Here is a 26,000-nt window from a genome sequence, read left to right as displayed (position 1 = left end):
TCCGCCGCCCCCGCTGGACCGCGCGCAGCGGAGCGCGACACCAGCATGCCGCGCAGAACTCGCCATGTGAACGGGACGACCGATATCCGGACGTTCTGCGGCCAACGCTCCGCCCAGGTGACGGCACCCCGGAAGAGCCCGCGCCTCCCGACACCCCGGCACGCGGCCCCCGCCCACCGAGACCGCGGAGGACCACACCGCGTCCCCATTCTTCGCAGTTCGGCGGAATCACGCGGTCGGCCAATTCCGCGCGACCCGATACCACACTCCGAAAAAGCAGCCCCTCCGGTCTCCGAAAACGCCGAGAACGGTCTCTCCGGCGGTGCGTCAGGAATGCTGAAACCGCCCCCGAAGAACACCGTGCCGAGTCACGATCGGAGCGCGGCAGTCGGCTCACCGAACGGAGAATCCACCCTCGGAGTACCAGTACTAGCTGGTCAAACCTGCCAACGAACGCAACCCTTGCCGCCGCAACGACAATTTTTCGTACACCTCCCCGCCACATCCGAATACTGATGAGATAACACGAATTCAGCCGGACGATCTCAACGAATCGCACGCTAGATCCACTCCGCCGGGCGATCCCGCGCACCGATTCACCTGAGCTAGCCTCCGAACTCCACAGCGCGCGATGCCGAGTTGCACAAGCGCGACATCACCGGTTCCGGAGGAGGTCGACGGTGCCCATCGACGAATTCCCCTTTCCCTCGGCGGTCTGCGGCCCGCTCGACGCGTTCGGCGCCGACCGATGAGCGGCCCCGGGCGAGGATCCGTCGACGCCCGCGCCCACGTCGGCGGGCGGCCCAGCATCGGCGGCGTGATAGCGGGCTTCGCGCTCATAGTGGCCCTGGGTGCGGCGGTCGCCGCGTTGGGAGCCGCGCTGCCGTTCCTGCGCGAGCGGTACGACATCGGCGTCGCCGCCAGCGGGTTCGCGATCGTCGCGTTCAACGTCGGCGCGCTGTTCTCCACCCTCGGATGCGGCCTGGCCGATCGGCGGCTCCCGCCCAGACCCACCGTGCTCGGCCTGCTGGTGCTGTTCGCCGGCGGGCTGGGCGGGGCCGGCGTGGCACCGAGCTGGGCGCTGTTCGTCACCGCGATCATCATCGCCGGGTTCGGCTACGGCGGGATCGCGCTCTACCTCAACACCACGTTCGCGAGCGCGTTCGGCAAGCACAACGTGCTGATGATCAACCTCTTGCAGGCGGCGTTCGGCATCGGCGCGATCATCGGTCCGCTCGCGACGGCGGCCACCGCGGCGGTCGACGTGCGGTGGACGCTGGTGGCGATCGCCGTGGTCACGGCGTGCTGCTGGGCGGCGGCCGGGTGCTGCGCGGCGCGGCGGCGCGAACCCGGGACCGGCTCCGGCGCCGGGTGGAGCTCGATCCGGACCGTGCTGGCGGTCTCGGCACCGTTCGTGATCGTCGGGGTCTGCTACAACGGGCTGGAGACCGCGGTCGGCGCGTGGGCGAGCACGCACCTCACCTGGTCCGGGATGGACCCGGACGCGGCGGCGCGGTCCACGGCGCTGTTCTGGGCGGGGCTGACCGCGGGGCGGGTGATCATCCCGCTGGCGGCGAAGAACCTGCACCCGGCCCTGCTGATCCGCACCTCGCTCGCGGTGTCCGTCGCGATGTTCTCGCTCGCGGCTTCCGGTTCGGCGCCGGTGCTGTGCTACGCGGCGGCCGGGTTCGCGCTGGGTCCGGTGCTGCCCACGACGCTGGCCTGGCTGGGTACCGTCACCCACCGCGCGCAGCTGGCCAACTCGATCCTGCTGACCGGGTGCATGGCCGCGAACGTCACGCACCCGTGGCTGGTCGGGGCCTCCGCGGACCCGGCGGCGCCCTGGTCGATCCCGGCGGTGCTGACCGGGTTCGCCGCGCTCGCGCTGTTCGCGTCGCTGGCCACGACGGCGTTCCGGTCCCGCCGGAGGTCCCGCGACCAGGTGGATCAGCACGTGACGACGAGCTCGTGACGATCAGTCCGAAGTGGACTTCCGCGTGCGCTCGTAGTGCCGCCGGGCCTTCATCCGGTTGCCGCAGGTGGCCATCGAGCACCAGCGGGCCCTGTTCGCCTTGCTCCGGTCGAGCAGGAACAGCCGGCACTCGTCGTTGCCGCAGGGCCGCAACCGCCCGGGCAGGTTCTCCGCGACCCAGGCCCACGCCAGCACGGCCCGAGCCGGGAGCAGCACGTCGTCAGCGGCGGCGAGCTCCCAGCTCAGGCCGTCGTCGTCGAGCACCGGACGCCGGTGGACCCCGTCGAGCGCTCCGGCGAGCGCGGAGGGCGGTCGCCGGCCGAGCGCGACGTCGGTGAGCCCGTCCCGAACTTGCCGCAGCAGCCGCAGCTCTCCGGCGCCGCCGGTGCCGCCGTGCGCGGCGGCCCACGCCCGGCCGGCGTCGTCGGTGGCGAGCTCGTCCCGTTCGGTTCCGTCGAGCACCGGCCTGCTGTTGAGCAGCGCCAGCAGCAGTTCCACGTCGTCGACCATCACACCAACCTAACCGCATCGTCACCTGTTGACAGGTTAGCAGGATGCGCTCTAGCGTTCCGCACCTAACCAATAAAAACCAACTGATGGGGTTACGATGCCTGCTGTGCACCACCGGACCGCGACCATCGACGGTCACGAGGTCTTCTACCGCGAAGCCGGCTCCCGCGAGCACCCGACCGTGCTGCTGCTGCACGGCTACCCGACCAGCTCGCACATGTTCCGCGGGCTCATCCCGGCGCTCGCCGACCGCTACCACGTCCTCGCCCCCGACCACCTCGGCTTCGGGCGGTCCGACGCGCCGCCCGCCGACGAGTTCGACTACGGCTTCGACGCGCTCACCACGATCACCGAGCAGCTGCTCGACCGGTTGGACGTGCGGGAGTGCGCCGTCCTCGTGCAGGACTACGGCGCCCCGGTCGGCTGGCGGCTCGCGCTGCGCCGCCCCGAGCGGATCACCGCGATCATCAGCCAGAACGGCAACGCCTACGAAGCCGGTTTCGTCCCCGAGTTCTGGGCGCCGATCTGGGACTACGCCGCCGATCCCGCGCCGGAGAACGAGCAGGCCGTGCGCGGCGCCCTCGGCATCGAGGCGATCCGGTGGCAGTACCTGCACGGCGTCCCGGACCCCAGCCTGGTCAGCCCGGACACCTGGCACCACGACCACGCCCTCCTCTCGCGGCCCGGCAACGACGCGGTGCAGCTGCGGCTGTTCCGCGACTACCCGAGCAACGTGGCGCTCTACCCGCGGGTGCACGAGTACTTCCGGGACAGCCGGGTGCCGCTGCTCGCGGTGTGGGGCGGCAACGACGAGATCTTCGGGCCGGACGGCGCCCGCGCCTTCGCCGAGGACCTGCCCGACGCCGAGATCCACCTGCTCGACGCGGGGCACTTCGCCCTCGAAAGCCACCTCGACACCGCCACCGACCTCATCCGCGACTTCCTCGGCCGGAACCTGCCGCAGAACGACCGGTGACGAGCTCGGCCACGAACGACGCCGGCCGGAGCGACCGGCCACGCCCGACGTGTTGCGCCGGTCAGCGATCGTCCCGGGTGAGCGGGCGATCCCTTCCGTTTTCGGCCTCGTGCGCCCGGAACCTCCCCTTCTCCGTGATCCCGCACGTCGTACCGCACGCCGCCCCGCCACCTCGGTGACCGAGCAGCCGCCGAGCGGGCCACGCAGCCGGTCGGTGGCAGCCGGTCGGTGGCAGCCGGTCGGTGCGGGTTCGGCCGTCGATCGGATTCGCCCTCGGAGGCGATCGCCACGCCTGGAAATGCGGTGCGCTTCGCGGGAAGGTGCGGTGGTGGCCGTACTGGAGTTCCCGAATCCCCCGCTCACCGACGGCACCGTGGCGTTGCGGCCGTGGCGCACGGCCGATGTGCCGCAACGATTCGCCGCCTTCTCCGATCCGCTGTGCCTGCGCTACTCCTGGCCGCACCCGGAACCGTTCACCGCGGAGCACCTGCGGGACCGGGCGGCCGCGGACGAACAGGCGCGGCTCCGCGGGGAGAGGCTGGCGTTCGCCGTGGTCGATCCGCACGATCTCGGCACGGTCCTCGGTGGCGCTGCGCTCTACGACGTGGACCTGGCGCAGCTGCGCGCCCGGATCGGGTACTGGCTCGGTGCGGACTCGCGCGGGCGCGGTGCGGCCACGGGGACCGTTCGCCTGCTGGCGGCGTGGGGCTTCCACGACCTCGGCCTCGCCCGCCTGGAGCTGACCTGCGAGCCGACCAACTCCTCGTCCCGGCGGGTCGCCGAACGGTGCGGATTCACGTTCGAAGGGGTGCTGCGCTCGCACCAGCGGTTCCGGCGCGGGCGGCGCGACACCGCCGTGTTCGGGTTGCTGCCGGGAGAATTGCGGTGATCGGTGTGGCGGTGTGATCCGCGGCGCGCTTCCAGGCTTTCGACGCTGGTCAGCGCGCCGCGGGTGGGTGCGGCGGTCCCGGTGCGCGGGACGGGGGTGGCGCGCGGCCGGGGCGACCCGCACGATCTGGCGGGCGATCAACGCCCCCGGGCGATCGAGATCTAGGAGATGTCATGCCGCTGGCCGATTTCCCCCGCTACCCGCTGCTGTTCGGGCCCAGTCCGATCCACCCGCTGGACCGGCTCACCACCCATCTGGGCGGGGCGCGGATCTGGGCGAAGCGGGAGGACTGCAACTCCGGGCTCGCCTACGGCGGCAACAAGACCCGCAAGCTGGAGTACATCGTCCCGGACGTGCTCGCCTCCGGCGCCGACACGCTGGTGTCCATCGGCGGCTACCAGTCCAACCACACCCGCCAGGTCGCCGCGGTGGCCGCGAAGCTCGGACTCGGGGCGCGGCTCGTGCAGGAGAAGTGGGTGGACTGGCCGGACGCGGTCAACGACAAGGTCGGCAACATCCTGCTGTCCCGGATCATGGGCGCCGATGTGCGGCTGGACCCCGCCGGGTTCGACATCGGCATCCGCGAGTCCTGGGAAGAGGCGATGGACGAGGTGCGGGCCGCGGGCGGCACCCCCTACGGCATCCCGGCCGGAGCGTCGGAGCACCGGCTCGGCGGGCTCGGCTTCGCGGGCTGGGCCGACGAGGTCGCGCAGCAGGAGGAGCAGCTCGGGGTCTTCTTCGACACCATCGTCGTCTGCACCGTCACCGGTTCCACCCACGCGGGCATGATCGCCGGGTTCGCCGGGCAGGACCGGCCGCGGCGCGTCATCGGCATCGACGCCTCCGCGACGCTGGACAAGACCCGCGCGCAGGTCGAGCGGATCGCGCGGCACACCGCCGAGCTGGTCGGCCTCGGCCGCGAACTGCGCGAGGACGAGATCACCGTGCTCGAAGGCTGGGCGGGTGATCGCTACGGCATCCCGGTGCGGTCGACGCTCGACGCGATCCGGCTCAGCGGCAGCCTCGAAGGCATGATCATCGACCCGGTGTACGAGGGGAAGTCCATGGCCGGGCTGATCGACCTGGTGCGCGACGGGGAGATCGGCCGCGACTCCAACGTCCTCTACGCCCACCTGGGCGGCCAGCCCGCGCTCAACGCCTACGCGGGCGCCTTCGCCTGACCGCGGGTGGACGAGCCCCGGCGAACGGGCCGTCACCCGGTGCGGATGCGCCGGGCGACGGTCGCCCCGGCGTTCTCCGCCCGTCGGACGCGGTGCCGGGGAGGTGCGCAGCGGACCGTCAGGGCCCGGCGGCGGTGGCCGCGTCGAGGAACCCGCGCACCAGGTCGTTCGGACGGCCCGGGTGCACGAGGTGCACCGCGCTCGGCGGGGCCCCGGTGAGCGGCACGAACCGCACCGCCGGGTGGTGGGTGCGGCGGCGCGCGACGTCCGGGACGACGCCGATGCCGCGATCCGCGGCGACCGATTCGAGCCATTCGTCGAAGTTCCCGGTCTCCACGACGCGTTCCGGCCCCCGCCCCACCGGGAACGACCACGGTCCGGTGGTGCCGCTGCGGACGTTGACGACCAGCGGCCAGGACGGGACCTCCGACCAGTCGAGCCCGCTGCTCGGCAGGGCGCTGCGCCGCGCGCACACCGCGACCCGCGCTTCGTCGTGCAGGTGCACGGCCCGCGACCCCGGCGGGGCGTCCCGGGGCGCACCGCGGACGACGGCGACGTCCACCGCTCCCCCGCCCAGCTCGCGCAGCGGATCATCGCAGCGCACCAGCTGGACCGAGGCGCCGGTGGCGCGTTCGAAGCGGGTCATCGCGCGCTGCGCCCACGGGTCCGGCAGCAGCCAGCTGAACCCGAGCCGGACCGTGCGGCCCGCGCGCACCGCCGCGACACCGCGCCCCAGCGCGGCCAGGACCTGCTCGGCGTGGCCGAGGAACTCCCGGCCCGCCGCGGTGGGCCCGACCTGCCCGGCGGAGCGGTCGACCAGCTCCACGCCGAGGACCTTCTCCAGCTGCGCGACGGTGCGGCTCAACGCGGGCTGGGTGATCAGCAGGTCCTCGGCGGCGCGGGAGAACGAGCCGCGCCGCACCACCGCGACGAACGCCCGCAGGTGCCGCAGCTCCACGTCCACCGCCTGCACCCCGCTCCACCTCGCGCCATGCCCGGCAGGCATGCAACCAGCCCGATCGGCATTTCACAAGGAGATCCCGGCCGCTTAGCGTCGAGCGCACCATGAACCTCGACACCTCCGAACGCACCGGTTCTCCCCTTCCCGTCGTCGTCGGCTCGGCAGCCGCGCTGGCCGCGGCGATGGGGGTCGGCCGGTTCGCCTTCACCCCGATCCTGCCGCTGATGCAGGCCCAGGCCGGCCTGTCCGCCGGGCTCGGCGCCTCGCTGGCCACGGTCAACTACGCCGGTTACCTCGCCGGTGCGCTGGTCGGGATCGCCGCGCCCGGCGTGGTGCGCTCGACGGCGGTGCTGCGCGGATCGCTGCTCGCGCTGGTGGCGAGCCTGGCGCTGATGCCGGTGCTGACCGGTGCCGCCGCGTGGTCGGCGCTGCGGCTGGTGGCGGGCGTCGCCAGCGCGCTGATCTTCATGATCGCGGTGAGCACGGCGCTGTCCCGGCTGAGCGGGCACGCGCAGCACTGGACCGGCTGGGTGTTCGGCGGCGTCGGCGGCGGGATCGCCGCGTCCGGGCTGCTGGTGCTGGCGCTGCGCACCGCGGGCGGCTGGCGGGAGGCGTGGTGGGCGTGCGCGCTGCTCGCGGCGCTGCTCAGCGCGTTCGCGTGGCGGCTGGTTCCCGGAACACGGCCGGGAGCGGTGGCGGCGGAGCCCGCCGTCCCGCGCGCGCACCGGTGGTTCGCGCCGCTGCTGGCCGGATACGCGCTGGAGGGCGTCGGGTACATCATCGCCGGGACGTTCCTGGTCGCGGCGATCGAGCGGACCGCGCCGGGCGCGCTCGGCAGCGGGGCCTGGGTGCTGGTCGGGCTCGCCGCGCTGCCCTCGTGCGCGGTGTGGGCCCGGTTGTCCCTGCGTTGGAGCAGGCCCGCGCTGCTGCTCACCGCGCTGCTGGTGCAGTCCGCCGGGATCGCGCTGCCCGCGCTGCTCGGCGGCGCCGTTCCCGCGCTGGTGTCGGCCGCGCTGTTCGGCGCGACGTTCATGGGGATCAGCAACCTCGCGCTCGCCGTCGGGCGGGACCTGGCGGTCCCGCGGGCGGTGGCGATGCTGACCGCCGGCTACAGCGCGGGCCAGATCCTCGGGCCGCTGCTGGCCGCGCCGCTGCTGAGCGGCGGCTACGACCGGGTGCTGCTGCTGGCCGGGGCGATCGTGCTGGCGGCGGCGGCCGCGGCCGCGGCGGTCCGCTTCCGCTACCCGCTCGCGTCCCCGCGCCCGGCGATCGCGCCCCGGTGAACGGCCCGTCGGCGGGGGCCGTCCACCCGGCCGCCTGCCTGCGAACCCGCCCGGTGAGTTCTTCCGCTGAGCCGCCGACCATCCACCCAGCCCGACCACCAGCGGGTTCCGCCACCACCGCACGAGCAGAAGTGGAGGGACGGGCGGTGAGCGATCAGGCGGCGGCGAGTTCGGCCTCCCGGCGGGTGAGCACCTTCGGACCGTCCTCGGTGATGGCGACGGTGTGCTCGGAGTGCGCGGTGCGGGAGCCGTCGGCGGAGCGGATCGTCCAGCCGTCCTCGTCGTAGATGATCTGGTCGGTGGTGCGCGCGAACCACGGCTCCAGCGCGAGGGTCAGCCCGGTGCGCAGCTTCAGGCCGCGCCCGGCGCGGCCCCGGTTGGCGACGTGCAGCTCCTCGTGCATGGTGCGGCCGATGCCGTGCCCGCCGAACTCGGTGTTGACCGGGTAGCCGTAGTCGCAGGCGACCGCGTAGATCGCCGCCGAGATGTCCCCGATGCGGTTGCCGGGGCGCGCGGCCTCGATCGCCGCCTCCAGCGCTTCCTCGGTGGCGCGGATGATCCGCTGGTCCTCCGCGGCGGGCGTGCCGACGATGACGGTGCGCGCCGAGTCCGCGGCCCAGCCGTCGATCTTGACCGCGAGGTCGGCGGTGAGCACGTCGCCGTCGCGCAGGGTGTAGTCGTGCGGTTTCCCGTGCAGCACCGCGTCGTTGACCGCCAGGCAGATGACGTTGCGGAACGGGCCCTTGCCGAAGGACGGCGCGTAGTCCCAGTAGCAGGATTCCGCGCCGCGCTTCTCGATCATGCCGCGCGCGTGGTGCTCCAGGTCCATCAGGTTGACGCCCACGTCGGCGATCCGGCCGATCTCGGAGAGCACTTCGGCCACGAAGCGGCCGGTCACGTGCATGCGTTCGATCTCCGCGGACGTCTTCAACTCGATCAAGGAAACCTCATCAGGGGTGGTCGGTATAGTTATACCGGAAACGCTAGCACTGGACGGTATAGTAATACCAACCCTATCCTGGTCGCATGGTCCGCCAACCGCTCACACCCCAGCAGATCGAAGCAGGCAGGCGCCTCGGGTCCCTGCTGCGCCAGGCGCGAGCCGACCGGGACCTGGTGGAGGTCGCGCAGGCGGCGGGCATCTCACCGGAGACGCTGCGCAAGATCGAGACCGGCAGGCTGCCCTCCCCCGGCTTCGGCACGATCATCTGCCTCGGCGAGGCCCTCGACCTGCCGGTGGAGGAACTGGCCGCCACCTGGCGCGGCGCCGACCAGCCCCTCGAAGCCGCCGGCTAGCCGGCCCGGCGCCCCGGAAGAGCGCCGTCCGGCCCCCCAACGGGACTACCCCAGCTCCAGGCGCACGTCGTAGTCGCGCAGCCAGCGATCCAGCTGGATCACGTTCTCCATGTCCCGGCGGCGGAAGTTCACGCTGTTCTCCCCCGGATCGCTCGCCAGCCGTTCCCGGGCACGCCGCTCGTCCAGCAGCGGGCCGACCGGGGAATCCGAGTCGTCGAGCAGCTCGGCGAGTTCGCGGCGCACCGCCCGCTCGTACTCGGTGTCCTGGGTGGCCGGGTAGTGCGCCTTCTTCCGCCCGAAGATGGAGTCGGGCAGCAGGTCGCGGGTGGCGGCGCGCAGCAGGCCCTTCTCCTGTCCGCCCGCGATCTTGGCGGACCACGGGGCGTTGAACACGTACTCGACCAGCCGGTGGTCGCAGAACGGGACGCGGACCTCGACCCCGGCGGCCATGCTCATCCGGTCGACGCGGTCCAGCAGCAGACGGCCGAACCGGCTCAGGTTGAGGTAGGTGAGCTCGCGCATCCGCGCGTCGGCGGCCGGCTCCCCGTCCAGCCGCGGCACTTCGGCCAGGGCCTCGCGGTAGCGCTCGCGGCGGTAGCCGGGCAGGTCCAGCAGCTTCCACATCTCCGGGGACAGCAACGTGGTGTCCGCGGTGCCCTCCCCGGCGAAGGTGTGCTCGGCGTCGGCGAGCCACGGGTACGTGTCCGCGTCGCGCAGCGCTTCGTCGTGGAACCAGCGGTATCCGGCGAACAGCTCGTCGGCCGCCTCCCCGGACAGCACCACCGGCGTGTGCTGCCGGACGCCGGCGAACAACCGGTGGATCGAGACGTCCATGTCGCCCATGAACAGCGGCAGGTCGTAGGCGCGCAGGCAGGTGAGCCGGTGCCCGGGATCGGCCAGCTCGTCCGGGGAGAAGGTGAGCGTGCGGTGGTCGGCGCCGACGTGCCGGGCCAGCTCCTCGGCGAACGGCCGGTCCGGTGAGCCGCGGCCGACGTCGGCGGTGAAGTTCTCGGCCTGCCCGGTGAAGTCGACCGCGAACGATCGGACCGGCCCGTCGCCCCGCTCGGCGAGGGCTCGTCCGGTGAGCGCGGTGATCGCGCTGGAGTCCAGCCCGCCGGACAGCAGCGTGCCGCAGCCGACGTCGGAGGTGAGCTGGCGTTCGACCGCTCCACCCAGCAGCCGCCGCACGGTGGCGACGGTGGTGTCGTGGTCGTCGGTGTGCTCGCGGGCGGTCAGCCGCCAGTAGCGGCGGGTCGTGGTGCCCTCGGGGCTGATCCGCACGATCTCGGCCGGTTCGACCTCGTAGACGCCGCGGTAGCTCGCGGTGCGCGGGGTCTTGACGAAGGCCAGCAGTTCGCGCAGGCCGTCGACGTCCACCACGGGTTCGACGAGCGGGTGGGTCAGCAGCGCCTTCGGTTCGGAACCGAACAGCACCCCGCTCGGCGTCGGGTGGTAGTAGATCGGTTTGATCCCGGCGCGGTCCCGGACCAGCAGCAGGCTGCGGCTTGCCGGGTCCCAGACGGCGAGGCCGAACATGCCGTCGAGGCGTTCGGCGAAGGACTCGCCCCATTCCGCGTAGGCGTGCAGCACCACTTCGGCGTCGGTACCGGTGCCGAAGCGGTGGCCGCGGCCGCGCAGTTCGGCGCGGAGTTCGGCGTGGTTGTAGACGGCGCCGCTGAAGCTGAGCACGGCGGTGGTGCGCCCGTCCTCGTCGAGGACCATCGGCTGCCGCCCGTGCTGCGGGTCGAGCACCGCCAGCCTGCGGTGCGCCAGACCCGCGTCCGCGTCGAGCCACACGTCCCCGCCGTCGGGGCCGCGGTGGCGCAGCGCCTCGCCCATGGCGCGCACCGCGGCCCCTTCGCCGCGGAGGTCGCGGTCGAAGTCGACCCAACCGGCGATTCCGGACATCGCGTGCTCCTCTCATTCCTGCCAGTGCGGCCGCGAAACTACTACAGTTCAGAACTGTTGCACACCACCAGAGGTGAAGACGAAAACGGCGTTCTGGTAGGAAGTGCGCATGACGGTGAGGACGTTGCAGCGCACGAGCCTGCCCGGCCAGGTCATCGCCCAGGTGCAGGATCTGATCCGCCGCGGCGAGTGGCCGGTCGGGACCAAGCTGCCCCCCGAGACGCAGCTGGCCCGCGACATGGGCGTCGGGCACAGCACCGTCCGGGAGGCGCTGCGCGCCATGGCCCACTTCGGCATGTTGGAGACCCGCCCCGGCAGCGGGACCTTCGTGCGCGCCGACAGCGATCTCGCCGCCTCGCTGTCCCGGCGGATCTCCGCGGACGCGCTGGAAGGCCTCGAAGCGCGCAACAGCCTGGAGCGCGACGCGGCCCGGCTGGCGACGCTGCGCCGCACCGACGACGACCTCGCCGCGCTGCGCGAGCACCTCCACGCGCAGCACGCCGCCTACGACGACGGCGACGCCGACCGGTACGCCGAAGCCGACGTCGAGTTCCACCGCTCGCTGGTCGCCGCCGCGCACAACAGCGTCCTCGACGAGCTCTACGCCGGGCTGACGGTGGTGCTGCGCCGCACCATCGGCAGTGCGGTCGCCGAACTGCAGCACGAGCACTCACACCTGCACGCCTCGCACGTCGACCTCGTCGACGCGGTCGAACGCCGCGACGCGGCCGCCGCGGACCGCGCGGTCGGGGAACACCTCGCCCTCGCCGAGGACCTGTTCCGCCGTTCCTGATCGGCTCCGGCGCCGGGCCGGGGACCGCCTTATGCTGCCCGCGACGGCGCCGGGCGCACCTGCACGCACCGGTGCGCAGGGACCACCGGGACGGGTGCACGTTGACGATGCCGCGCTTCTACCGGCAGCGGCGCGCGCTGCTGCGGGCCCTGGACAGCGAGCCGCTGGCCGCCGCCGCGCTCGCCGCCGCCACCCTCATCGCCCTGGTGTGGGCGAACCTCGGCAGCGGCTACGACGACTTCTGGTCCACCGAGGCCGGGGTGCGGATCGGCGGGCTGGACCTGTCGATGTCCGCCTCGGACTGGGTGGACGACGCGGTGATGGCGGTGTTCTTCTTCTCCGTCGGGCTGGACGTCCGGCGCGAGTTCACCCTCGGCGAGCTGCGCGACCGCAGGCGCGCGGTGCTGCCGGTGTGCGCCGCGCTCGGCGGGCTGGTCGTGCCGGTGCTGCTGTTCCTCGCGCTCAACGCCGGATCGGCGGCCGCGCCCGCGTGGGGCGTGGTGATCTCCACCGACACCGCGTTCGCGCTTGGCATGCTCGCGCTGGTGGGCCCGCGGAAGGCGCCGCGGCTGCGGGTCTTCCTGCTCACGCTCGCCGTCGTGGACGACATCGGTGCGCTCGGCGTGATCGCGCTGTTCTACACCGCGGACCTCTCTCCCGGCTGGCTCGCGGTGGCCGCCGCCGGGCTGGTGCTGATCTGGCTGCTGCAGCGCTTCCGGATCTGGCGGGTGATGCCGTACCTGGTGGTCGGGATGGGGGTGTGGCTGGCGATGCACCTGTCCGGGGTGCACCCGACGCTCGCCGGGGTGCTGATCGCGCTGCTGATGCCGGTCTACCCGACGCGGCTGGAGGACGTGGACACCGCCTCGAAGGTGGTGCACCAGTTCCGGCAGGCCCCGGCGGCCCGCGTGGCCCGGCTCGCGCGGTGGAGCATCGACCGGTCGGTGCCGATGAACCAGCGGCTCACCGACCTGCTGCAGAGCTACGTCAACTTCCTCGTCGTGCCGCTGTTCGCGCTGTCCAACGCCGGGGTCCCGCTGTCCGGGCAGGCGCTGTCGGCGGCGCTGAGCTCCCGGCTGACCTGGGGCGTGGTCGCCGGGCTGGTGCTCGGGAAGTTCCTCGGCATCGCGGGCACCTCCACGCTGGTGCGGCGGCTGGTGCCGGGTACCCGCGTGCCGAGCCTCGACGTGCCGCGACTGGCCGGGGTCGGGGCCCTGTCCGGGATGGGCTTCACGATCTCGCTGCTGGTGGTGGACCTGGCGCTGTCCGATCCGGCGTTGCGGGACGAGGCGCGGGTCGGCGTGCTGCTCGCGTCCGCGCTCGCGCTGGGGCTGTCCTGGGCGGTGTTCGCCGCGGGCAACCGGCTGCGGCCGCTGCCCGCGCCCGCCGGGCGCACCCTGCAGCGGGAGGTCGATCCGGAACGCGACCACATCCGCGGGCCGGTCGACGCGCGGACCACGATCGTCGTCTACGCCGCGCTGGACCACCGCTACCGGACCCGCACCTTCGAGGTGGAGAACGAGGTCCGCCACCTGCTCGGCGACGAGTTCCGGCTGGTGTTCCGGCACCACGTCACCGCGCAGCCGGACTTCGTGCGGGCGCTGGCGATCGAGGCGGCGGGCGCGCAGGACCGGTTCTGGGAGATGCACGACGCGATCTCCGAGCAGCGCGGCGAACCGGACGCCCGGCTGCTGCGCGGCATCGCGGCCGACCTGGGCCTTGACGTGGAGCGGTTCGTGCACGACGTGCGCACCTACGCCCACCTGGGCCGCATCGAGGACGACAACCTCGATGCCGACACGGCCTCGTTGCCGGACCAGGCCGTGTTCTACGTCGACGGGCACAAGCTCGAAGGCCCGGCCAACTCGTGGAACATCACCCGCACCGCCCGCCTCAGCCGATGACCCGCCCCCCGCCGAACCAAGCAGTCTTCCTGTCAGCGGCGAAGCCGCTGAGCGCCGACCCAGCACGCAGCTCGACCACCCGCGGGTTCTCAGCGTCCTCCTCGCGAGGACAGCGTTTTCTCCTGTGGCGGAGCCACCGGTGAAAACGATCCCGCAGCGAGGAGGACGCTGAGAACCCGCCACCCGAGCACCACGCAGCAAGAGTTCGAAGACAAGGAAGCAACGAATGACCACGCCCGTCGGCTTCACCCTGGTGCAGCTGCGCTACTTCGTCACCGCGGCCGAGCGCGGCTCGATGACCGCGGCCGCCGACGAGCTGCGCATCGCGCAGTCGGCGGTCTCCTCCGCGGTCGCCAACCTGGAGCACGAGCTGCGGCTGCAGCTGTTCATCCGGCACCGGGCCCGCGGCCTCACCCTCACCTCGGCCGGGGAACGACTGCTGCAGCAGGCCCGCGACCTGCTGACCCGCGCCCGCGACGTCGAGGCGGAGGCGCGCGGCAGCGGCGGCTCCGTCAGCGGCCCGGTGGCGATCGGCTGCTTCGTGACGCTCGCGCCGTACTACCTGCCCGCCCTGTTCGCCTCCTGCGGCGAGCACTACCCGGACGTCGAGCTGACCGTGGTGGAGGACGAGGCCGAGCACCTGCACCAGGCGCTGCGCACCGGGCGGATCGACTTCGCGCTGACCTACGGGTTGGGCACGCCCACCGACGCCGACCTGCGGCGGGAGACGATCGACCTGGCGCCCGCGCACGTGATCGTCCCGGCCGGGCACCGGCTCGCCGACCGGGAGGCGGTGGACCTCGCGGAACTGGCGACCGATCCGATGGTGCTGCTGGACCTGCCCTACAGCCGCGACTACTTCCGCGAGGTCGTGGCGTCCTCCGGCACCGCGCCGGACGTGCGGTACCGCAGCCGGAGCTACGAGACGGTGCGCTCCCTCGTCGCGCAGGGCCTCGGGTACTCGATCCTCAACCAGCGGCCGCGGACCGCGCAGACCTACGGCGGCGGCGAGGTCGTCGCCCTCGACCTGCTCGGGGACCGCCCGCCGCTGGAAGTGACGATCACCTCGGTCGGCGGCGTGCGGCAGACCGCGCGTGCCCGCGCCGTGATGGACCTGTTGCGGGACGTGCGCTAGCCACCGGTCCGGCAACACGCCCGCAACCGCGCCGGAATCCGTCCGAGATCATCTGTTCTTCAGCTCGCGCGCAGCGAAAACATCTATTGGACGAATCCCGCTGCCCGGCGTCAGTCTGGTCCGCACCGCGCCGCCCGACCAGCGCGGTCCCACCGATCCGACGCCTGGAGGCGCGCATGCCGACCTCGCACCACGGCCCCGCCCCGGAATCCGCCGCGCCGGAGGCCACGAGCGCCGCCGGGTTGCGCCGGAGCGTCGCCGCCGGCGCCGTCGGCGTCTTCGTGCACTGGTTCGACTGGGCCGCCTACGCCTACCTCGCCGACACCGTCGCCACCGTGTTCTTCCCCGCGGAGAACAGCACCACCGGGCTGCTCGCCGTGTTCGGCGTGTTCGCGGTGTCGTTCGGCATCCGCCCCATCGGTGCGGCCGTGTTCGGGCCGCTCGGCGACCGGATCGGGCGGAAGCGGACGCTGTCGTTGGTCATCTTCCTGATGTCCGGGGCGACGCTGGCGATCGGCCTGCTTCCCGGCTACGCGTCCATCGGGATGGCCGCGCCGGTGCTGCTGGTGGTGCTGCGCCTGGTGCAGGGCTTCGCGGCCGGGGGCGAGTTCGGCAGCGCGGCGAGCTTCCTCGCCGAGACCGCGCCGCGCCGCCGCCGCGGGTTCGGGGTGAGCTGGCTGGAAGTCGGCTCGCTGCTGGGGTTCCTCGCCGGGTCCTGCGCGTTCCTGCTGCTGTCGGTCGGGCTGGACGAGGGGCAGCTCACCGGGTGGGGCTGGCGCATCCCGTTCCTCATCTCCGCGCCGCTGGGCGTCATCGGCTTCATCATCCGGAACAAGATCGAGGACACCCCGGAGTACCGGGCGCTGGAGGCCGCGGACACCGTGCCGCGCAGCCCCGCGCGGGAGCTGCTGCGCACCCACCGCCGGGAACTGCTGCAGGCGGCCGGGCTGATGACGGCGATGCACGTGCCGTTCTACGTGGTGCTGACCTACCTGGTCACCTACGAGACCGATCACCTCGGGCACTCGGCGGGCAACGCCGGGCTGCTGTCCACGGCGATCTCGCTGCTGGGCCTGGTGCTGGTGCCGCTGTTCGGCGGGCTCTCGGACCGGGTGGGGCGCAAACCGGTGTTCATCGGGGCCACCGGTGCGTTGCTGGTGCTGGCGACGCCCGCGTTCCTGCTGATGCGGACCGGGCTCGTCGGGACGTGGATCGCGGGGCTGCTGCTGGGCGCGTGCCTCGCGGCGATCCTCGGTACCTACGCGGTGTGGTCCGCGGAGATCTTCCCGACGCGCACCCGGCAGAGCGGCCTGTCCATCGGCTACAACCTCACCGCCGCGCTGTTCGCGGGGACGGTGCCGTACGTGCTGACGGTGCTGATCTCCGCGACCGGCAGCACCCTGGTGCCCGGCCCCTACATGATGATCTTCGCGGTGGGCGGGCTGGTCGCGGCCCTGACGTTGCGGGAGACCTCCGGGACCGCGCTGCTGCGCGCCGAGGACCTCTCCCCCGCCGGCGAACCGGACGCCGAACCCGCCCGCATCTGACGAGCAGATGCGGCGCAGCTGCAACGACTGTTGGACAGAACTCACGGCGTCTTCGAGGATTTTCCCGTGGCAGCGGGAAGAACTCGCGACTGCCGGTCGAAGGAGGTCGAGATGTCGAGCGAACGGACCGAGGTGGTGGTCGTCGGCGCCGGCCAAGCGGGCGTGGCGATGAGCGAGCACCTCGGCGAACAGGGCGTGCCGCACGTCGTCCTGGAACGGCACCGCATCGCCGAACGCTGGCGCACCGAGCGGTGGGATTCCCTGGTCGCCAACGGGCCCGCGTGGCACGACCGCTTCCCCGGCATGGAGTTCGCCGGGATCGGCCCGGACGAGTTCGCCACCAAGGACCAGGTGGCCGACTACTTCGCCGACTACGCCGCGAAGATCGACGCGCCGATCCGCTGCGGCGTCGAGGTCACCTCGGTGCGCAAGAACGCCGGCGCCCCCGGGTTCCGGGTCGAGACCTCGGCGGGCTCGATCGACGCTCGGTTCGTGGTGGCCGCGACCGGCCCGTTCCAGCGGCCGGTGATCCCGCCCGTCGTGCCCGCCGACGCCGGACCGGTGCAGCTGCACTCCAGCGGCTACCGGAACCCGGAGCAGCTGCCCGAGGGGCCGGTCCTCGTGGTGGGGGCCGGTTCCTCGGGCGTCCAGATCGCCGACGAGCTGCGCCGCTCCGGGCGCCGGGTGCTGCTGTCCGTCGGCCCGCACGACCGGCCGCCGCGCCGGTACCGCGGCCGCGACTTCTGCTGGTGGCTGGGCGTGCTCGGCCTGTGGGACGCGGACACCCCGCCGCAGGGCGCGAAGCACGTGACCATCGCGGTCAGCGGCGCGCAGGGCGGGCGCACCGTCGACTTCCGCGCGCTGGCCCGCACCGGGATCGAGCTCGTCGGCATGACCGAGTCCTACGTGGACGGTGCGTTGCGCTTCGCGCCGGACCTGGCCGCGAACATCGAACTCGGCGACGCCCAGCACCTCGCGCTGCTGCGCGCCGCGGACGAGCACGTCGAGCGCAACGGGCTGGACCTGCCTCCGGAACCGGAGGCGCACGTCCTCGGACCGCTGCCCGCCGCCGCCACCGATCCGCTCCGGGAGCTCGACCTGGCCGAGGTCGGGTCGATCGTGTGGGCCACCGGCTTCGCCGCCGACTACGGCTGGCTGCAGGTCGACGCGTTCGACGAGAACGGACGCCCCGACCAGCGTCGGGGCGTGTCCGCGGAGCCCGGCATCTACTTCCTCGGCCTGCCGTGGCTGTCGCGGCGCGGGTCGAGCTTCATCTGGGGCGTGTGGCACGACGCCCGCTACGTCGCCGACCACATCGCCACCCAGCGCGGCTACCTCGCACAGCACGCCGCCGCGCTCGCCACCGGCCACGAGAGCTGACCGCCGCTGCCAGCGGTCCAACGACACCGCGAAGGAGCCGACGATGACCCACCACCCGCCGATCGTCGCGGGCGGCCACACCCGCATCCGGCCGTTCAACACCCGCGACACCTATCCGGAGCAGGACCTGGACAACGACCTGTGCCAGGCCGTCGTCGCCGGGGACACCGTGTACGTGCGCGGGCAGATCGGCCAGGACCTCGACACCAGCGAATCGGTCGGCATCGGCGACGCCGCGGCCCAGGCCGAGCAGGCGATGGCCAACATCGCGATGCTCCTCGACGAGGCCGGGGCCCGGATGGAGCACCTGGTGAAGCTGACGATCTACCTGGTGGACCCGCGCTACCGGGAGGCGGTGTACCGCACCATCGGACGGTGGACCCGCGGCGTGCACCCCATCTCCACCGGCGTGGTGGTCTCCGCGCTGGCCCGGCCGGAGTGGCTCGTCGAGATCGACGCGATCGCCGTGCTCCCGGGAGGTGCCCGGTGACGTTCTCCGTGCTCGGCAGCGACGGCCGCGGTGCCGTCGGGATCGCCGTGACCTCCTCCAGCCCCGCCGTCGCGGCCCGCTGCATCCACCTGCGCGCCGGGGTCGGCGGTGCCTCTTCGCAGAACGTGACCGATCCGCGGCTGGGCCCGGCGCTGCTGGACGCGCTGGAGTCCGGGTCCGGGGCGCAGGCCGCGCTGGACTCGGTGGTGCGCGGGCACGATCTGGTGGAGCACCGGCAGCTCACCGTGCTGGCACCGGGCGGCGACGGCGCCGCGCACTCCGGGTCCGCGTCGCTGGGCGTGCACCGGCACCGCGTCGAGCCGGGCGTGGTGGCCGCCGGGAACATGCTGGCGGCGCCCGAGGTCGTCGACGCCGTCGCCGAGTCCTTCGCCGCATCGACCGGCGAGTTGGAGCGGCGGCTGCTCACCGCCCTCGAAGCGGGCCTGGCCGCCGGTGGCGAGGCCGGTCCGGTGCACTCGGCGGGGCTGTCCGTGGTCCGCGAGGTGTCGTGGCGCGAGACCGACCTGCGCATCGACTGGAGCGACTCGCCGATCGCGGATCTCCGCGACCTGCTGGAGATCTGGCTGCCGCAGCGCGACGACTACGTGACCCGCGCGCTCGACCCGACCGCGGCGCCGTCCTACGGCGTGCCGGGGGACGAGCGGTGAGCGGCGCGAAGCAGGCCGCCGGGGCCACCGTCACCGCGGACGCCGACCGGCTCGTCCGGCTCTCCGAGCAGCTGCACGCCCACCCGGAAACGGCGTGGCAGGAGCACCGCTCGGCGCGCTGGGTCGCCGAATCCCTGTCCGAGGCCGGTTTCGACGTCACGCCGGGCTACCTCGGGCTGGAGACCGCGTTCCTGGCGACGTTCGGCAGCGGCCCGTTCCGGCTCGGGTTGTGCGCCGAGTACGACGCGCTGCCGGGGCTCGGCCACGCCTGCGGGCACAACCTGATCGCCGCGATCACCGTCGGCGCGGCGCGGGCGCTGGCCCCGCTGGCCGATTCGGCGGGCCTGACCATCGAGGTCTACGGCACCCCGGCCGAGGAAGGCGGCGGCGGCAAGATCGAGATGCTGGAGCGCGGCGCGTTCGCCGGACTGGACCTGGCGATGATGGCGCACCCCGCGCCGGTGGACGTCGCGGAGGCGGAACCGTTCGCGGTGTCGCACTCGCACGTGTCCTACCAGGGGAAGGCGGCGCACGCCGCGGCCTACCCGGAGCAGGGCGTCAACGCGGCCGACGCGTTCACCGTCGCGCAGGTCGCCATCGGGCTGCTCCGCCAGCAGCTCCCGCACACGGTGCGGGTGCACGGCGTCCTCACCAACGGCGGCGAGGCGCCGAACGCGATCCCGGCGCGCACCGAAGGCCGCTGGTACGTGCGGGCCGAGAGCCTGGACGAGCTCGCCGAGACCGAGGAGAAGGTGCGGCGCTGCTTCGAAGCGGGCGCGCACGCCACCGGCGCCGCGCTGGAGATCGTGCCGGAGAGCAAGCCGTACGCGGAGTTCCGCACCGACCGGCCGGCCTTGGACGCCTACGTGCGCAACGCCGAACGGCTCGGCCGCCGCAGCGACCCGAACCCGGTGGCACGCCGGATGAACCGCGCGTCCACCGACATGGGCAACGTCTCGCAGGTGGTCCCGGCGATCCACCCCTACGTCGGGATCGGTTCGCTGCCCGCGCTGAACCACCAGCCCGAGTTCGCCGCGCACTGCGTCGGCGGCGACGCGGAACGGGCCCTGCTGGACGCGGCCACCGCGCTCGCCTGGACCGCCCTCGACGTGGCGTCCTGACCAGTCGACCGCACGCCGGGGCGGATCTCCGGAAGATCGCGGCCGAAGGCGAGCAGTCGAGGGAACTCCTCCCGCGCAGCGGAAATCCGCAGCTCGCCGGAGGCGACTCGCCGTCGGGAACGCGTCAGATCCCGCGCCCGGAGGCGCCCGGCTGCTAGGTTCCGCGCATCTCGACCGCGATCTCCAGGGAGCGACACGATGGCCCACCGCCGGACCGGACTCGCCAAACTCGGTGCCGCCGCCGCGATCGGCGCCACGCTGGCCGGCGGGGTCACCGCCGTCGCCTCGGAGTCGGCCGGCACCGAACCGGCCAACCTCGGGCGGGCCAAGCTCGCCGTCCAGGACTACTACGGCGACCGGGTGGACTCCGACGGGAACCACCACGCCACCGAGGGCAGCGCCTGGGACCGGCAGGTCGACGAGGCGGTCGCGCACGCGGAGGGCTACCTGCGGCAGCGGCTCGCGGAGGGCGTGCCGAACCCGGCGATCGTGCTCGACGTCGACGACACCTCGGAGCTGACCTACGGCTGGGAGGCCGACAACGACTTCGGCTTCGACGAGGAGAAGCAGCGCGAGGCCATCGACGACGCCGAGTTCGAACCGATCCGCCAGACCCGGGCGCTCGCGAACTGGGCGGCGGAGCACGGCGTGCGGGTCTACTTCCTCACCGGGCGCGGCGACGACCTGCAGAAGGCCTCGCTGCGCAACCTCGCCGACGAGGGCTTCCCGGAACCGGCCGGGGCGTTCTTCAAGCCGACCACCGAAGCGCCCGAGCACCTGCCGTGCGGGCTGGACTGCAGCACCGTGGAGTACAAGTCCGCCACCCGCGCCCACATCGAATCGCTCGGCAGCACGATCGTGCTGAACCTCGGGGACCAGCACAGCGACCTGCAGGGCGGCCACGCCGAAAAGCCCGTCAAACTCCCGAACCCGATGTACTACCTGCCCTGATCCTGGGGCGGACTCGGCGGCCCGGCGCCTGTTCCCCGTCAGCGGCGAAGCCGCTGAGCGGCGACCACCAGAGCAGAAGGACCACCCGCGGGCTCAGCGGTTCCCTCGCGAGGACAGCTTTTTCGCCTGTGGCGGAGCCACCGGTGAAAAAGATCCCGCAACGAGGGAACCGCTGAGGTTCCGCCACCCGCCCCCCGAGCAGCAGAAGCAGGCGCCCCCGCAGATCAAGCGGCTTGGCGCTTCTTCTCCTGCTGCTCCTTGTTCGCCTTGCGGCCTGCTTGGATCGAGACCCAGACGACCAGGGCCAGGGTGAGGTAGAGCGCGTAGTCGTCGATCATCAGCACGAAGTCCACGGCGTGCTGCCCGATCCCGTAGCCGAGCCCGGCGACCAGGCCCGCCATCAGCCCGGCACCGATCGCGTCGAAGACCAGGAACCGGACGAGGCCCATCCCGCTGACCCCGGCCACCGCGAACACCGCGGGCGCGGGGATGCCGGGCAGCGCCGCGGCGATGATGACCAGCGGCATCGCCCAGCTCGGCCAGGACCGGACGCGGGCCACGAACCGCTTGCCGAACTCGCCCGGCGCCCACATCTGGATGATCTTCTCGCCCCAGCGGCGTCCGGCGAGCCAGAACAGCCAGTCGAACTTGACCATGCCGAACACGCCGGCCGCCACGACCAGCCACAGGTCCAGCTCACCGATGCGGGCGAACGCGGCACCCGCGCCGATCGCGGAGAGGCTGCCGGTGACCGCGCTCAACCCCAGCGGGTGCGAGGCCAGCAGTAACGGGCGGAACGGCATCGAGCCGAGCATCAGCAGCACGACGCCGAACGTGGCGAGCACGAGGAACTTGTCGCCGCGCGACATCGGGTGCTCCCACGGCATCGCGTCGCGCCACTGCTGCTGGGCTTCGGCGAGTTCTTCCGGCGTGTAGTCCTTGCTGCGCCAGCGGAACCGCTTCTTCGCGGCGGGCGCGGCGGCCCGGTCCTCCGCAGTCGCGCCGGTCGTGCCGGTCGCGGTGGCTGCGTCCGCCGCGTCGGCCGTGTCCCCGTTCGGCCCGGGCTGCGCGCCCTCGTGGTCGATGCCGGTCATGTCTCTCCCTCTGGATGGCTTGCCCCCTCGACGAGAAGAGGAGGTCGTCTGCCGTGCGGTCCCGGGTGGCCCGGGCCGTCGCGAATCGGCGAACCGACCAGCGCGCCTCGTCCGGGAGCAGTGTCCAACCATGCCGCAGCGGCACGGAAAGCCTCCTTGCCCGAGGTGTGTCCGCGATCACCCCGGGCGCGGGATGCGCGGCGTCGCCTGGGAGCATCGGCGGCGGACTACGGGAGGTTCGGACGTGGACGACGCACCCGCTCCGCTGGGAGCGCGCTACCCGGTTCCCGCCGGCCAGATGCTGCTGCACCGCTCCGGTCGCGGCGGCCCGCCCGCGGTGTTCCTGGCCGGTGGCGGGATGTCCGGGCTGCACGGCCTGCGCCTGCACGAGCGGGTCGCCGAGTTCACCACGAGCGTGCTGGTGGATCGCCTCGGCCTCGGCTGGAGCGATCCGGTGGAGCTGCCGCGCAGCGGCACCCGCGTCACCGACGACCTGCGCGCGCTGCTGCGGGTGGCGGACGTGCCGGGGCCGCGCGTGCTGGTGGGGCATTCGCTGGGCGGGCTCTACGCGCGGTTGTACGCGAAGCGGTTCCCGGACGAGGTGGCCGGGCTGGTGCTGCTCGACCCGACGCACGAGGAGATCGTGCAGCACCTGCCCGCCGAGGCCGCGCAACGGCTCCTGGCGTGGACCACCGACGTCGAGCTGCCCGCCGACGGGTTGTCGGCGATGCGGAACGCGTACCGGGCCGCGGTCGGCCGGGCGCTCGCCGACTGGCCCGCGGAGATCCGGGAACCGCTGCTGGCACGGGGGTTCGGCCCAGCCGCGCACCTGCGGTCGCTGCGCGAATCGATGAACCTGCCGGAGCTGTTCCAGGAGGTCCGCGACGCGAGTCCCGACCCGGACCTGCCGCTGGTGCTCGTCTCGGCGATGGGGTCCGACGCGTTCGCCGCGGAGCTCTCCCCGCCGGAGGCCCGCGCCGGTGCCGCCGCGGCCGCCCGCGCCAAGCACGAGCTCTACGCCGACTTCGTCGCCGCGCTCCCCCGTGCCGAGCTCCGCCGCCTGGACGACGTCGGCCACTCCGGTCTCGTCTGGTCCCGGCCGGACGTCGCGGCCCGGGCGGTCCGCGACGTCCTGGCGAGCTGATCCGCCGATGAGCGGCCACCACGCACGCGACCCGGCCACCCGCGGGTTCTCAGCGGCCCCGCGAGGACGGCGATGCCCCTCGTGGCGGACTCGGGAAAGCGATCCAGCAGCGAGGGAGCGCCGAGGTTCCGCCACCTCACCCGCCAGGCAGAACGAGTTCTCAGCGATCCAGCACCGCCTCGATCATTCCTACTAGTTGTTCCGCTGCTTCGGTGGTGTCGTAGTCGGGGGTGTGCAGGCGTTCGGTGAGGATGGCGTCGATGGCGCCGCCGAGGGCGATGGCGGCGGTGCGGGCGTCGACGGGGGCGTCGCGGGCGCGGGCGGCGGCGTCGACGATGCCGGCGAGCGGGGCCCAGCGCTCGCGGGGGGTGCGCTCGGCGCCGCCGGTGCCATCGGCTTCGATGATCAGCCGCACGTGTCGCGGGTGGTCCCGCAGGTGGCCGAGGGTGGCTCGGACGTAGGCGGCCGGTCCGTCGGCGGCGCCCGCGGTGTCGACGGCGGTGGTGACCGCGCGGTCGAGTGCGGCCAGCACCGTCTCGTGCGCGGCCCGCACCAGGGCGTCCTTCGCGGTGAAGTGGTAGAGCACGGCGGCTTTGGTGATGCCGGCGGCCGCGGCGATGCCGGCCAGGGAGGTGCCCTGGTAGCCGTGCAGCGCGATGAGGTCGATCGTCACGTCGATCAGCTGCTCGCGGCGGATCCGCTCGGTCGGGGTCGGTTCGCGGTCCGGGTCCCGCTTGGTCACCACGCCGCGAAGGTTACCGTCCGGCCCCGCCCGCTCCACCGTCCGGTTAGGACGGTTCGGTCATTCCTGCGCTGCTGCGGCGAAGAAGTCGACCACGGCGTGCGGCGCGTCGGGTCCGAACATGAGCTCGTAGGCCTCGGCGCCATCGGCCGCCGCTTCGGCGCTGCGGGTGAACATCGCCCGCTCGTGCTCGGCGAGCGCGGTCTCGACGTCGCCGGGGTGCGCGGCGAGGGCGGCGCCGAGCTCGGCTCCGTCGAGCATCGCCAGGTTCGCGCCCTCCCCGTTGGGGGCGGCGAGGTGCGCGGCGTCGCCGAGCAGCGTCACGCCCGGCACCCGCTCCCACCGGTGCCCTACCGGCAGTTCGTGCAGCGGCCGCAGCACGGGCGCGGTGTCGGATTCGGTGATGAGCGCGGTGAGTTCCGGTGCCCAGCCGGGGAATTCGGCGGCGATGCGCGCGGTGGCCGCGGCGGCATCGGTGAAGTCGACGGCGGCGAACCAGTCACGGGGGTGCTCCAACGCCACGTAGGTGTGCAGGGTGTCGCCCCGCTCCCGGTGGGCCTGGATGCCCTTGCCGGGCGCGAGCGCCAGCATCGCGCCACCGCCGACGGCTTTGGCGGCCGCCGGGTGTCGGATGTCGGCGTCGTGCAGGTAGGTCTCGACGAAGGACTTGCCGGTGTAGCGGGGTTCGGCGCCGGACAGCAGCGGACGCACCTTCGACCAGGCGCCGTCCGCGCCGACCAGCAGGTCCGCGAGGTGCACCGCGCCGTCGGCGAACACCACCTCGTGGCGGCCGTCGTCGCGGGGGCGGACGGCGGCGACCTTGCGGCCCCAGCGGACGGTGCCCTCCGGCAGCGAGTCGAGCAGCAGCCGCCGCAGCTCGCCGCGTTGCACCTCGGGCCGCCCGCCGGTGCCGTCGTCGGGTTCGTCGAGCAGCACCCCGCCGTCCCGGTCGAGCAGCCGCATCGCCTGGCGGCCCTCCAGCACGAGGTCCTGGAACCGCTCCAGCAGCCCGGCGGCGTCGAGGGCGGGCTGGCCGTTGTGGTCGTGGATGTCGAGCATGCCGCCCTGCGGTCGGGAGTCCGGGGACGGTTCGGCTTCGAAGACGACGGCGGGGATGTCGTGGACGTGCAGCACGCGGGCGAGCACGAGGCCGCCGAGTCCTGCTCCGATGATCGTGACGGGGTGGCGCATGGCGGTTCCTCCGGGATCGCGAACTCATGGAATGCCATTCCAATATGGAACGGCGCTCCAGATGTGTCAAGATGACGGCATGGCCACACGGGAACAGCGGTCGCAGCGGCGCACCGACGGGCTCACCAGGGAACGCATCGTCGAGACCGCCGTCGCGCTCCTCGACTCCGCCGGTGCGCGCGGGCTCACGTTCAAGGCCCTCACCGAACGCCTCGCCACCGGGCCCGGCGCGATCTACTGGCACGTGCCGAACAAGGACGCGCTGCTCGCCGCCGCCACCGAGGCCGTCGTCAGCACCGCCCTCGCCGCGGGCACCACCGCGGCCGCGCCGCGGGAGCAGGTCCGGGAGGTCGCGCTCGGCCTGTTCGACGCGATCGACGAGCACCCGTGGCTCGCCGCGCAGCTGACCGCGGAGCTCTCCCGCAACCCGCGCGGCGCCGTCACACCGCGGATCTACGACAGCTTCGGCAGGCGGGTGCGCGCGCTCGGCGTCCCCGAATCCGGCTGGTTCACCGCCACCTCGGCGCTGGTGCACTACGTGCTCGGCGCGGCCGGGCAGAACGCGGCGAACGCGGTGGCCGCCGATCACGAGGTGGACCGGGACGAGTTCCTCGACTCGGTGTCGAACGCTTGGGAGGCGCTGGATCCGGACGACTTCCCGTTCGCGCGGGCCGTCGCCGACCAGCTGCGCGGCCACGACGACCGGCGGCAGTTCCTCGACGGCCTGGACTTCGTCCTCACCGGCATCGCCGCCGATCGCTGACGCGGGAGAACAGCTCGTGCGGGAAGGCGGCGACCTGCGGCGTCGGGTGCGGGGTCGGACCGCCACCGCGCGGTGCTCGACCTCCGCGCAGTGGCCCTGGA

Annotated in this window: 24 protein-coding genes; 17 read left to right on the top strand and 7 right to left on the bottom strand. The window is 73.1% G+C overall.

Translation table 11 applies throughout. The features are described from left to right. Window positions 1–817 precede the first annotated feature (817 nt). The gene (locus tag LCD35_RS00480; RefSeq protein ID WP_224965837.1) at window positions 818–1,972 is read left to right on the top strand and encodes a sugar MFS transporter; all 1,155 of its coding nucleotides are present in this window, start codon (window positions 818–820) and stop codon (window positions 1,970–1,972) included. Window positions 1,973–1,975: 3 nt separating this feature from the next. Here the strand turns inward: LCD35_RS00480 and LCD35_RS00475 are convergent, their stop codons facing one another. Next, the gene (locus tag LCD35_RS00475) at window positions 1,976–2,482 is read right to left on the bottom strand and encodes a CGNR zinc finger domain-containing protein (protein WP_224961559.1); all 507 of its coding nucleotides are present in this window, start codon (window positions 2,480–2,482) and stop codon (window positions 1,976–1,978) included. A 97-nt stretch (window positions 2,483–2,579) separates the two neighbouring features. Here LCD35_RS00475 and LCD35_RS00470 point away from each other — a divergent pair, with 97 nt between their 5' ends. The 3 genes from LCD35_RS00470 (at window position 2,580) to LCD35_RS00460 (ending at window position 5,528) form a co-directional block, all read left to right on the top strand. Next, window positions 2,580–3,458, top strand: coding sequence for an alpha/beta fold hydrolase (locus LCD35_RS00470; protein WP_224961557.1), 879 nt, complete (start codon window positions 2,580–2,582; stop codon window positions 3,456–3,458). Window positions 3,459–3,786: 328 nt separating this feature from the next. After that, window positions 3,787–4,347 (top strand): GNAT family N-acetyltransferase, encoded by a 561-nt coding sequence (locus LCD35_RS00465; protein ID WP_224961556.1) that lies wholly within the window; start codon window positions 3,787–3,789, stop codon window positions 4,345–4,347. Between the two features lie 173 nt (window positions 4,348–4,520). Beyond that, complete coding sequence (locus LCD35_RS00460; protein WP_224961554.1) at window positions 4,521–5,528, top strand: 1-aminocyclopropane-1-carboxylate deaminase; 1,008 nt, start codon at window positions 4,521–4,523, stop codon at window positions 5,526–5,528. A 118-nt stretch (window positions 5,529–5,646) separates the two neighbouring features. Here LCD35_RS00460 and LCD35_RS00455 read toward each other — a convergent pair whose 3' ends face one another. Next, a complete protein-coding gene (locus LCD35_RS00455) occupies window positions 5,647–6,501 on the bottom strand; it encodes a LysR family transcriptional regulator (protein WP_224961551.1) in 855 nt (284 codons plus the stop codon). Between the two features lie 92 nt (window positions 6,502–6,593). Between LCD35_RS00455 and LCD35_RS00450 the strand changes: the two genes are divergently transcribed. Next, window positions 6,594–7,772 carry a YbfB/YjiJ family MFS transporter gene (locus LCD35_RS00450; RefSeq protein ID WP_224961549.1) on the top strand — a complete coding sequence of 393 codons (1,179 nt, stop codon included), beginning with the start codon at window positions 6,594–6,596 and terminating at the stop codon, window positions 7,770–7,772. Window positions 7,773–7,926: 154 nt separating this feature from the next. Here the strand turns inward: LCD35_RS00450 and map are convergent, their stop codons facing one another. Beyond that, the gene (gene map, locus LCD35_RS00445; protein WP_224961546.1) at window positions 7,927–8,712 is read right to left on the bottom strand and encodes a type I methionyl aminopeptidase; all 786 of its coding nucleotides are present in this window, start codon (window positions 8,710–8,712) and stop codon (window positions 7,927–7,929) included. A gap of 86 nt (window positions 8,713–8,798) precedes the next feature. Here map and LCD35_RS00440 point away from each other — a divergent pair, with 86 nt between their 5' ends. After that, window positions 8,799–9,068 carry a helix-turn-helix transcriptional regulator gene (locus tag LCD35_RS00440; protein WP_224961544.1) on the top strand — a complete coding sequence of 90 codons (270 nt, stop codon included), beginning with the start codon at window positions 8,799–8,801 and terminating at the stop codon, window positions 9,066–9,068. A 45-nt stretch (window positions 9,069–9,113) separates the two neighbouring features. Here the strand turns inward: LCD35_RS00440 and asnB are convergent, their stop codons facing one another. Further along, window positions 9,114–10,976, bottom strand: coding sequence for an asparagine synthase (glutamine-hydrolyzing) (gene asnB / locus LCD35_RS00435; protein WP_224961542.1), 1,863 nt, complete (start codon window positions 10,974–10,976; stop codon window positions 9,114–9,116). A 109-nt stretch (window positions 10,977–11,085) separates the two neighbouring features. Here asnB and LCD35_RS00430 point away from each other — a divergent pair, with 109 nt between their 5' ends. The 9 genes from LCD35_RS00430 to LCD35_RS00390 all read left to right on the top strand — a co-directional run bounded on the left by LCD35_RS00430 (window position 11,086) and on the right by LCD35_RS00390 (window position 20,965). Further along, entirely contained in the window at window positions 11,086–11,769 is a 684-nt protein-coding gene (locus LCD35_RS00430) for a FadR/GntR family transcriptional regulator (RefSeq protein ID WP_224961540.1), read from the top strand. Window positions 11,770–11,876: 107 nt separating this feature from the next. After that, entirely contained in the window at window positions 11,877–13,673 is a 1,797-nt protein-coding gene (nhaA, locus tag LCD35_RS00425) for a Na+/H+ antiporter NhaA (RefSeq protein ID WP_224961571.1), read from the top strand. A gap of 226 nt (window positions 13,674–13,899) precedes the next feature. Beyond that, window positions 13,900–14,808 carry a LysR family transcriptional regulator gene (locus LCD35_RS00420; RefSeq protein WP_224962774.1) on the top strand — a complete coding sequence of 303 codons (909 nt, stop codon included), beginning with the start codon at window positions 13,900–13,902 and terminating at the stop codon, window positions 14,806–14,808. Window positions 14,809–14,984: 176 nt separating this feature from the next. After that, complete coding sequence (locus tag LCD35_RS00415) at window positions 14,985–16,355, top strand: MFS transporter (protein WP_224962776.1); 1,371 nt, start codon at window positions 14,985–14,987, stop codon at window positions 16,353–16,355. Between the two features lie 111 nt (window positions 16,356–16,466). Then, window positions 16,467–17,735, top strand: coding sequence for an NAD(P)/FAD-dependent oxidoreductase (locus tag LCD35_RS00410; protein ID WP_225043545.1), 1,269 nt, complete (start codon window positions 16,467–16,469; stop codon window positions 17,733–17,735). Between the two features lie 43 nt (window positions 17,736–17,778). Continuing rightward, on the top strand, window positions 17,779–18,225 hold the full coding sequence (locus LCD35_RS00405; RefSeq protein WP_224962786.1) for a RidA family protein: 447 nt from the start codon (window positions 17,779–17,781) through the stop codon (window positions 18,223–18,225). Beyond that, entirely contained in the window at window positions 18,222–18,893 is a 672-nt protein-coding gene (locus LCD35_RS00400) for a DUF1028 domain-containing protein (RefSeq protein ID WP_224962780.1), read from the top strand. Before LCD35_RS00405 ends, LCD35_RS00400 begins: the two co-directional genes overlap by 4 nt. Further along, a complete protein-coding gene (locus LCD35_RS00395; protein WP_224962782.1) occupies window positions 18,890–20,014 on the top strand; it encodes a M20 family metallopeptidase in 1,125 nt (374 codons plus the stop codon). Before LCD35_RS00400 ends, LCD35_RS00395 begins: the two co-directional genes overlap by 4 nt. Before the next feature lie 198 nt (window positions 20,015–20,212). Further along, a complete protein-coding gene (locus LCD35_RS00390; protein ID WP_224962784.1) occupies window positions 20,213–20,965 on the top strand; it encodes an HAD family acid phosphatase in 753 nt (250 codons plus the stop codon). Window positions 20,966–21,189: 224 nt separating this feature from the next. Here LCD35_RS00390 and LCD35_RS00385 read toward each other — a convergent pair whose 3' ends face one another. Beyond that, a complete protein-coding gene (locus tag LCD35_RS00385) occupies window positions 21,190–22,059 on the bottom strand; it encodes a DedA family protein (protein ID WP_225043544.1) in 870 nt (289 codons plus the stop codon). A 244-nt stretch (window positions 22,060–22,303) separates the two neighbouring features. Between LCD35_RS00385 and LCD35_RS00380 the strand changes: the two genes are divergently transcribed. Continuing rightward, the gene (locus LCD35_RS00380) at window positions 22,304–23,203 is read left to right on the top strand and encodes an alpha/beta hydrolase (protein ID WP_308015880.1); all 900 of its coding nucleotides are present in this window, start codon (window positions 22,304–22,306) and stop codon (window positions 23,201–23,203) included. 160 nt (window positions 23,204–23,363) lie between these two features. Here the strand turns inward: LCD35_RS00380 and LCD35_RS00375 are convergent, their stop codons facing one another. Next, window positions 23,364–23,948 (bottom strand): TetR/AcrR family transcriptional regulator, encoded by a 585-nt coding sequence (locus LCD35_RS00375; protein ID WP_225043543.1) that lies wholly within the window; start codon window positions 23,946–23,948, stop codon window positions 23,364–23,366. 57 nt (window positions 23,949–24,005) lie between these two features. Continuing rightward, window positions 24,006–25,136, bottom strand: coding sequence for an NAD(P)/FAD-dependent oxidoreductase (locus LCD35_RS00370; protein WP_225043542.1), 1,131 nt, complete (start codon window positions 25,134–25,136; stop codon window positions 24,006–24,008). A gap of 79 nt (window positions 25,137–25,215) precedes the next feature. Here LCD35_RS00370 and LCD35_RS00365 point away from each other — a divergent pair, with 79 nt between their 5' ends. Next, window positions 25,216–25,899, top strand: a complete 684-nt coding sequence (locus tag LCD35_RS00365; RefSeq protein WP_224957635.1) for a TetR/AcrR family transcriptional regulator — start codon at window positions 25,216–25,218, stop codon at window positions 25,897–25,899. Window positions 25,900–26,000 lie beyond the last annotated feature (101 nt).

It is taken from the genome of Saccharopolyspora sp. 6V, assembly GCF_020176785.1.
Lineage (GTDB): Bacteria > Actinomycetota > Actinomycetes > Mycobacteriales > Pseudonocardiaceae > Saccharopolyspora_C > Saccharopolyspora_C gregorii.
The sequence above is the reverse complement of the archived record's forward strand: the minus strand, read 5'-3'. Positions and strand labels throughout refer to the sequence as shown.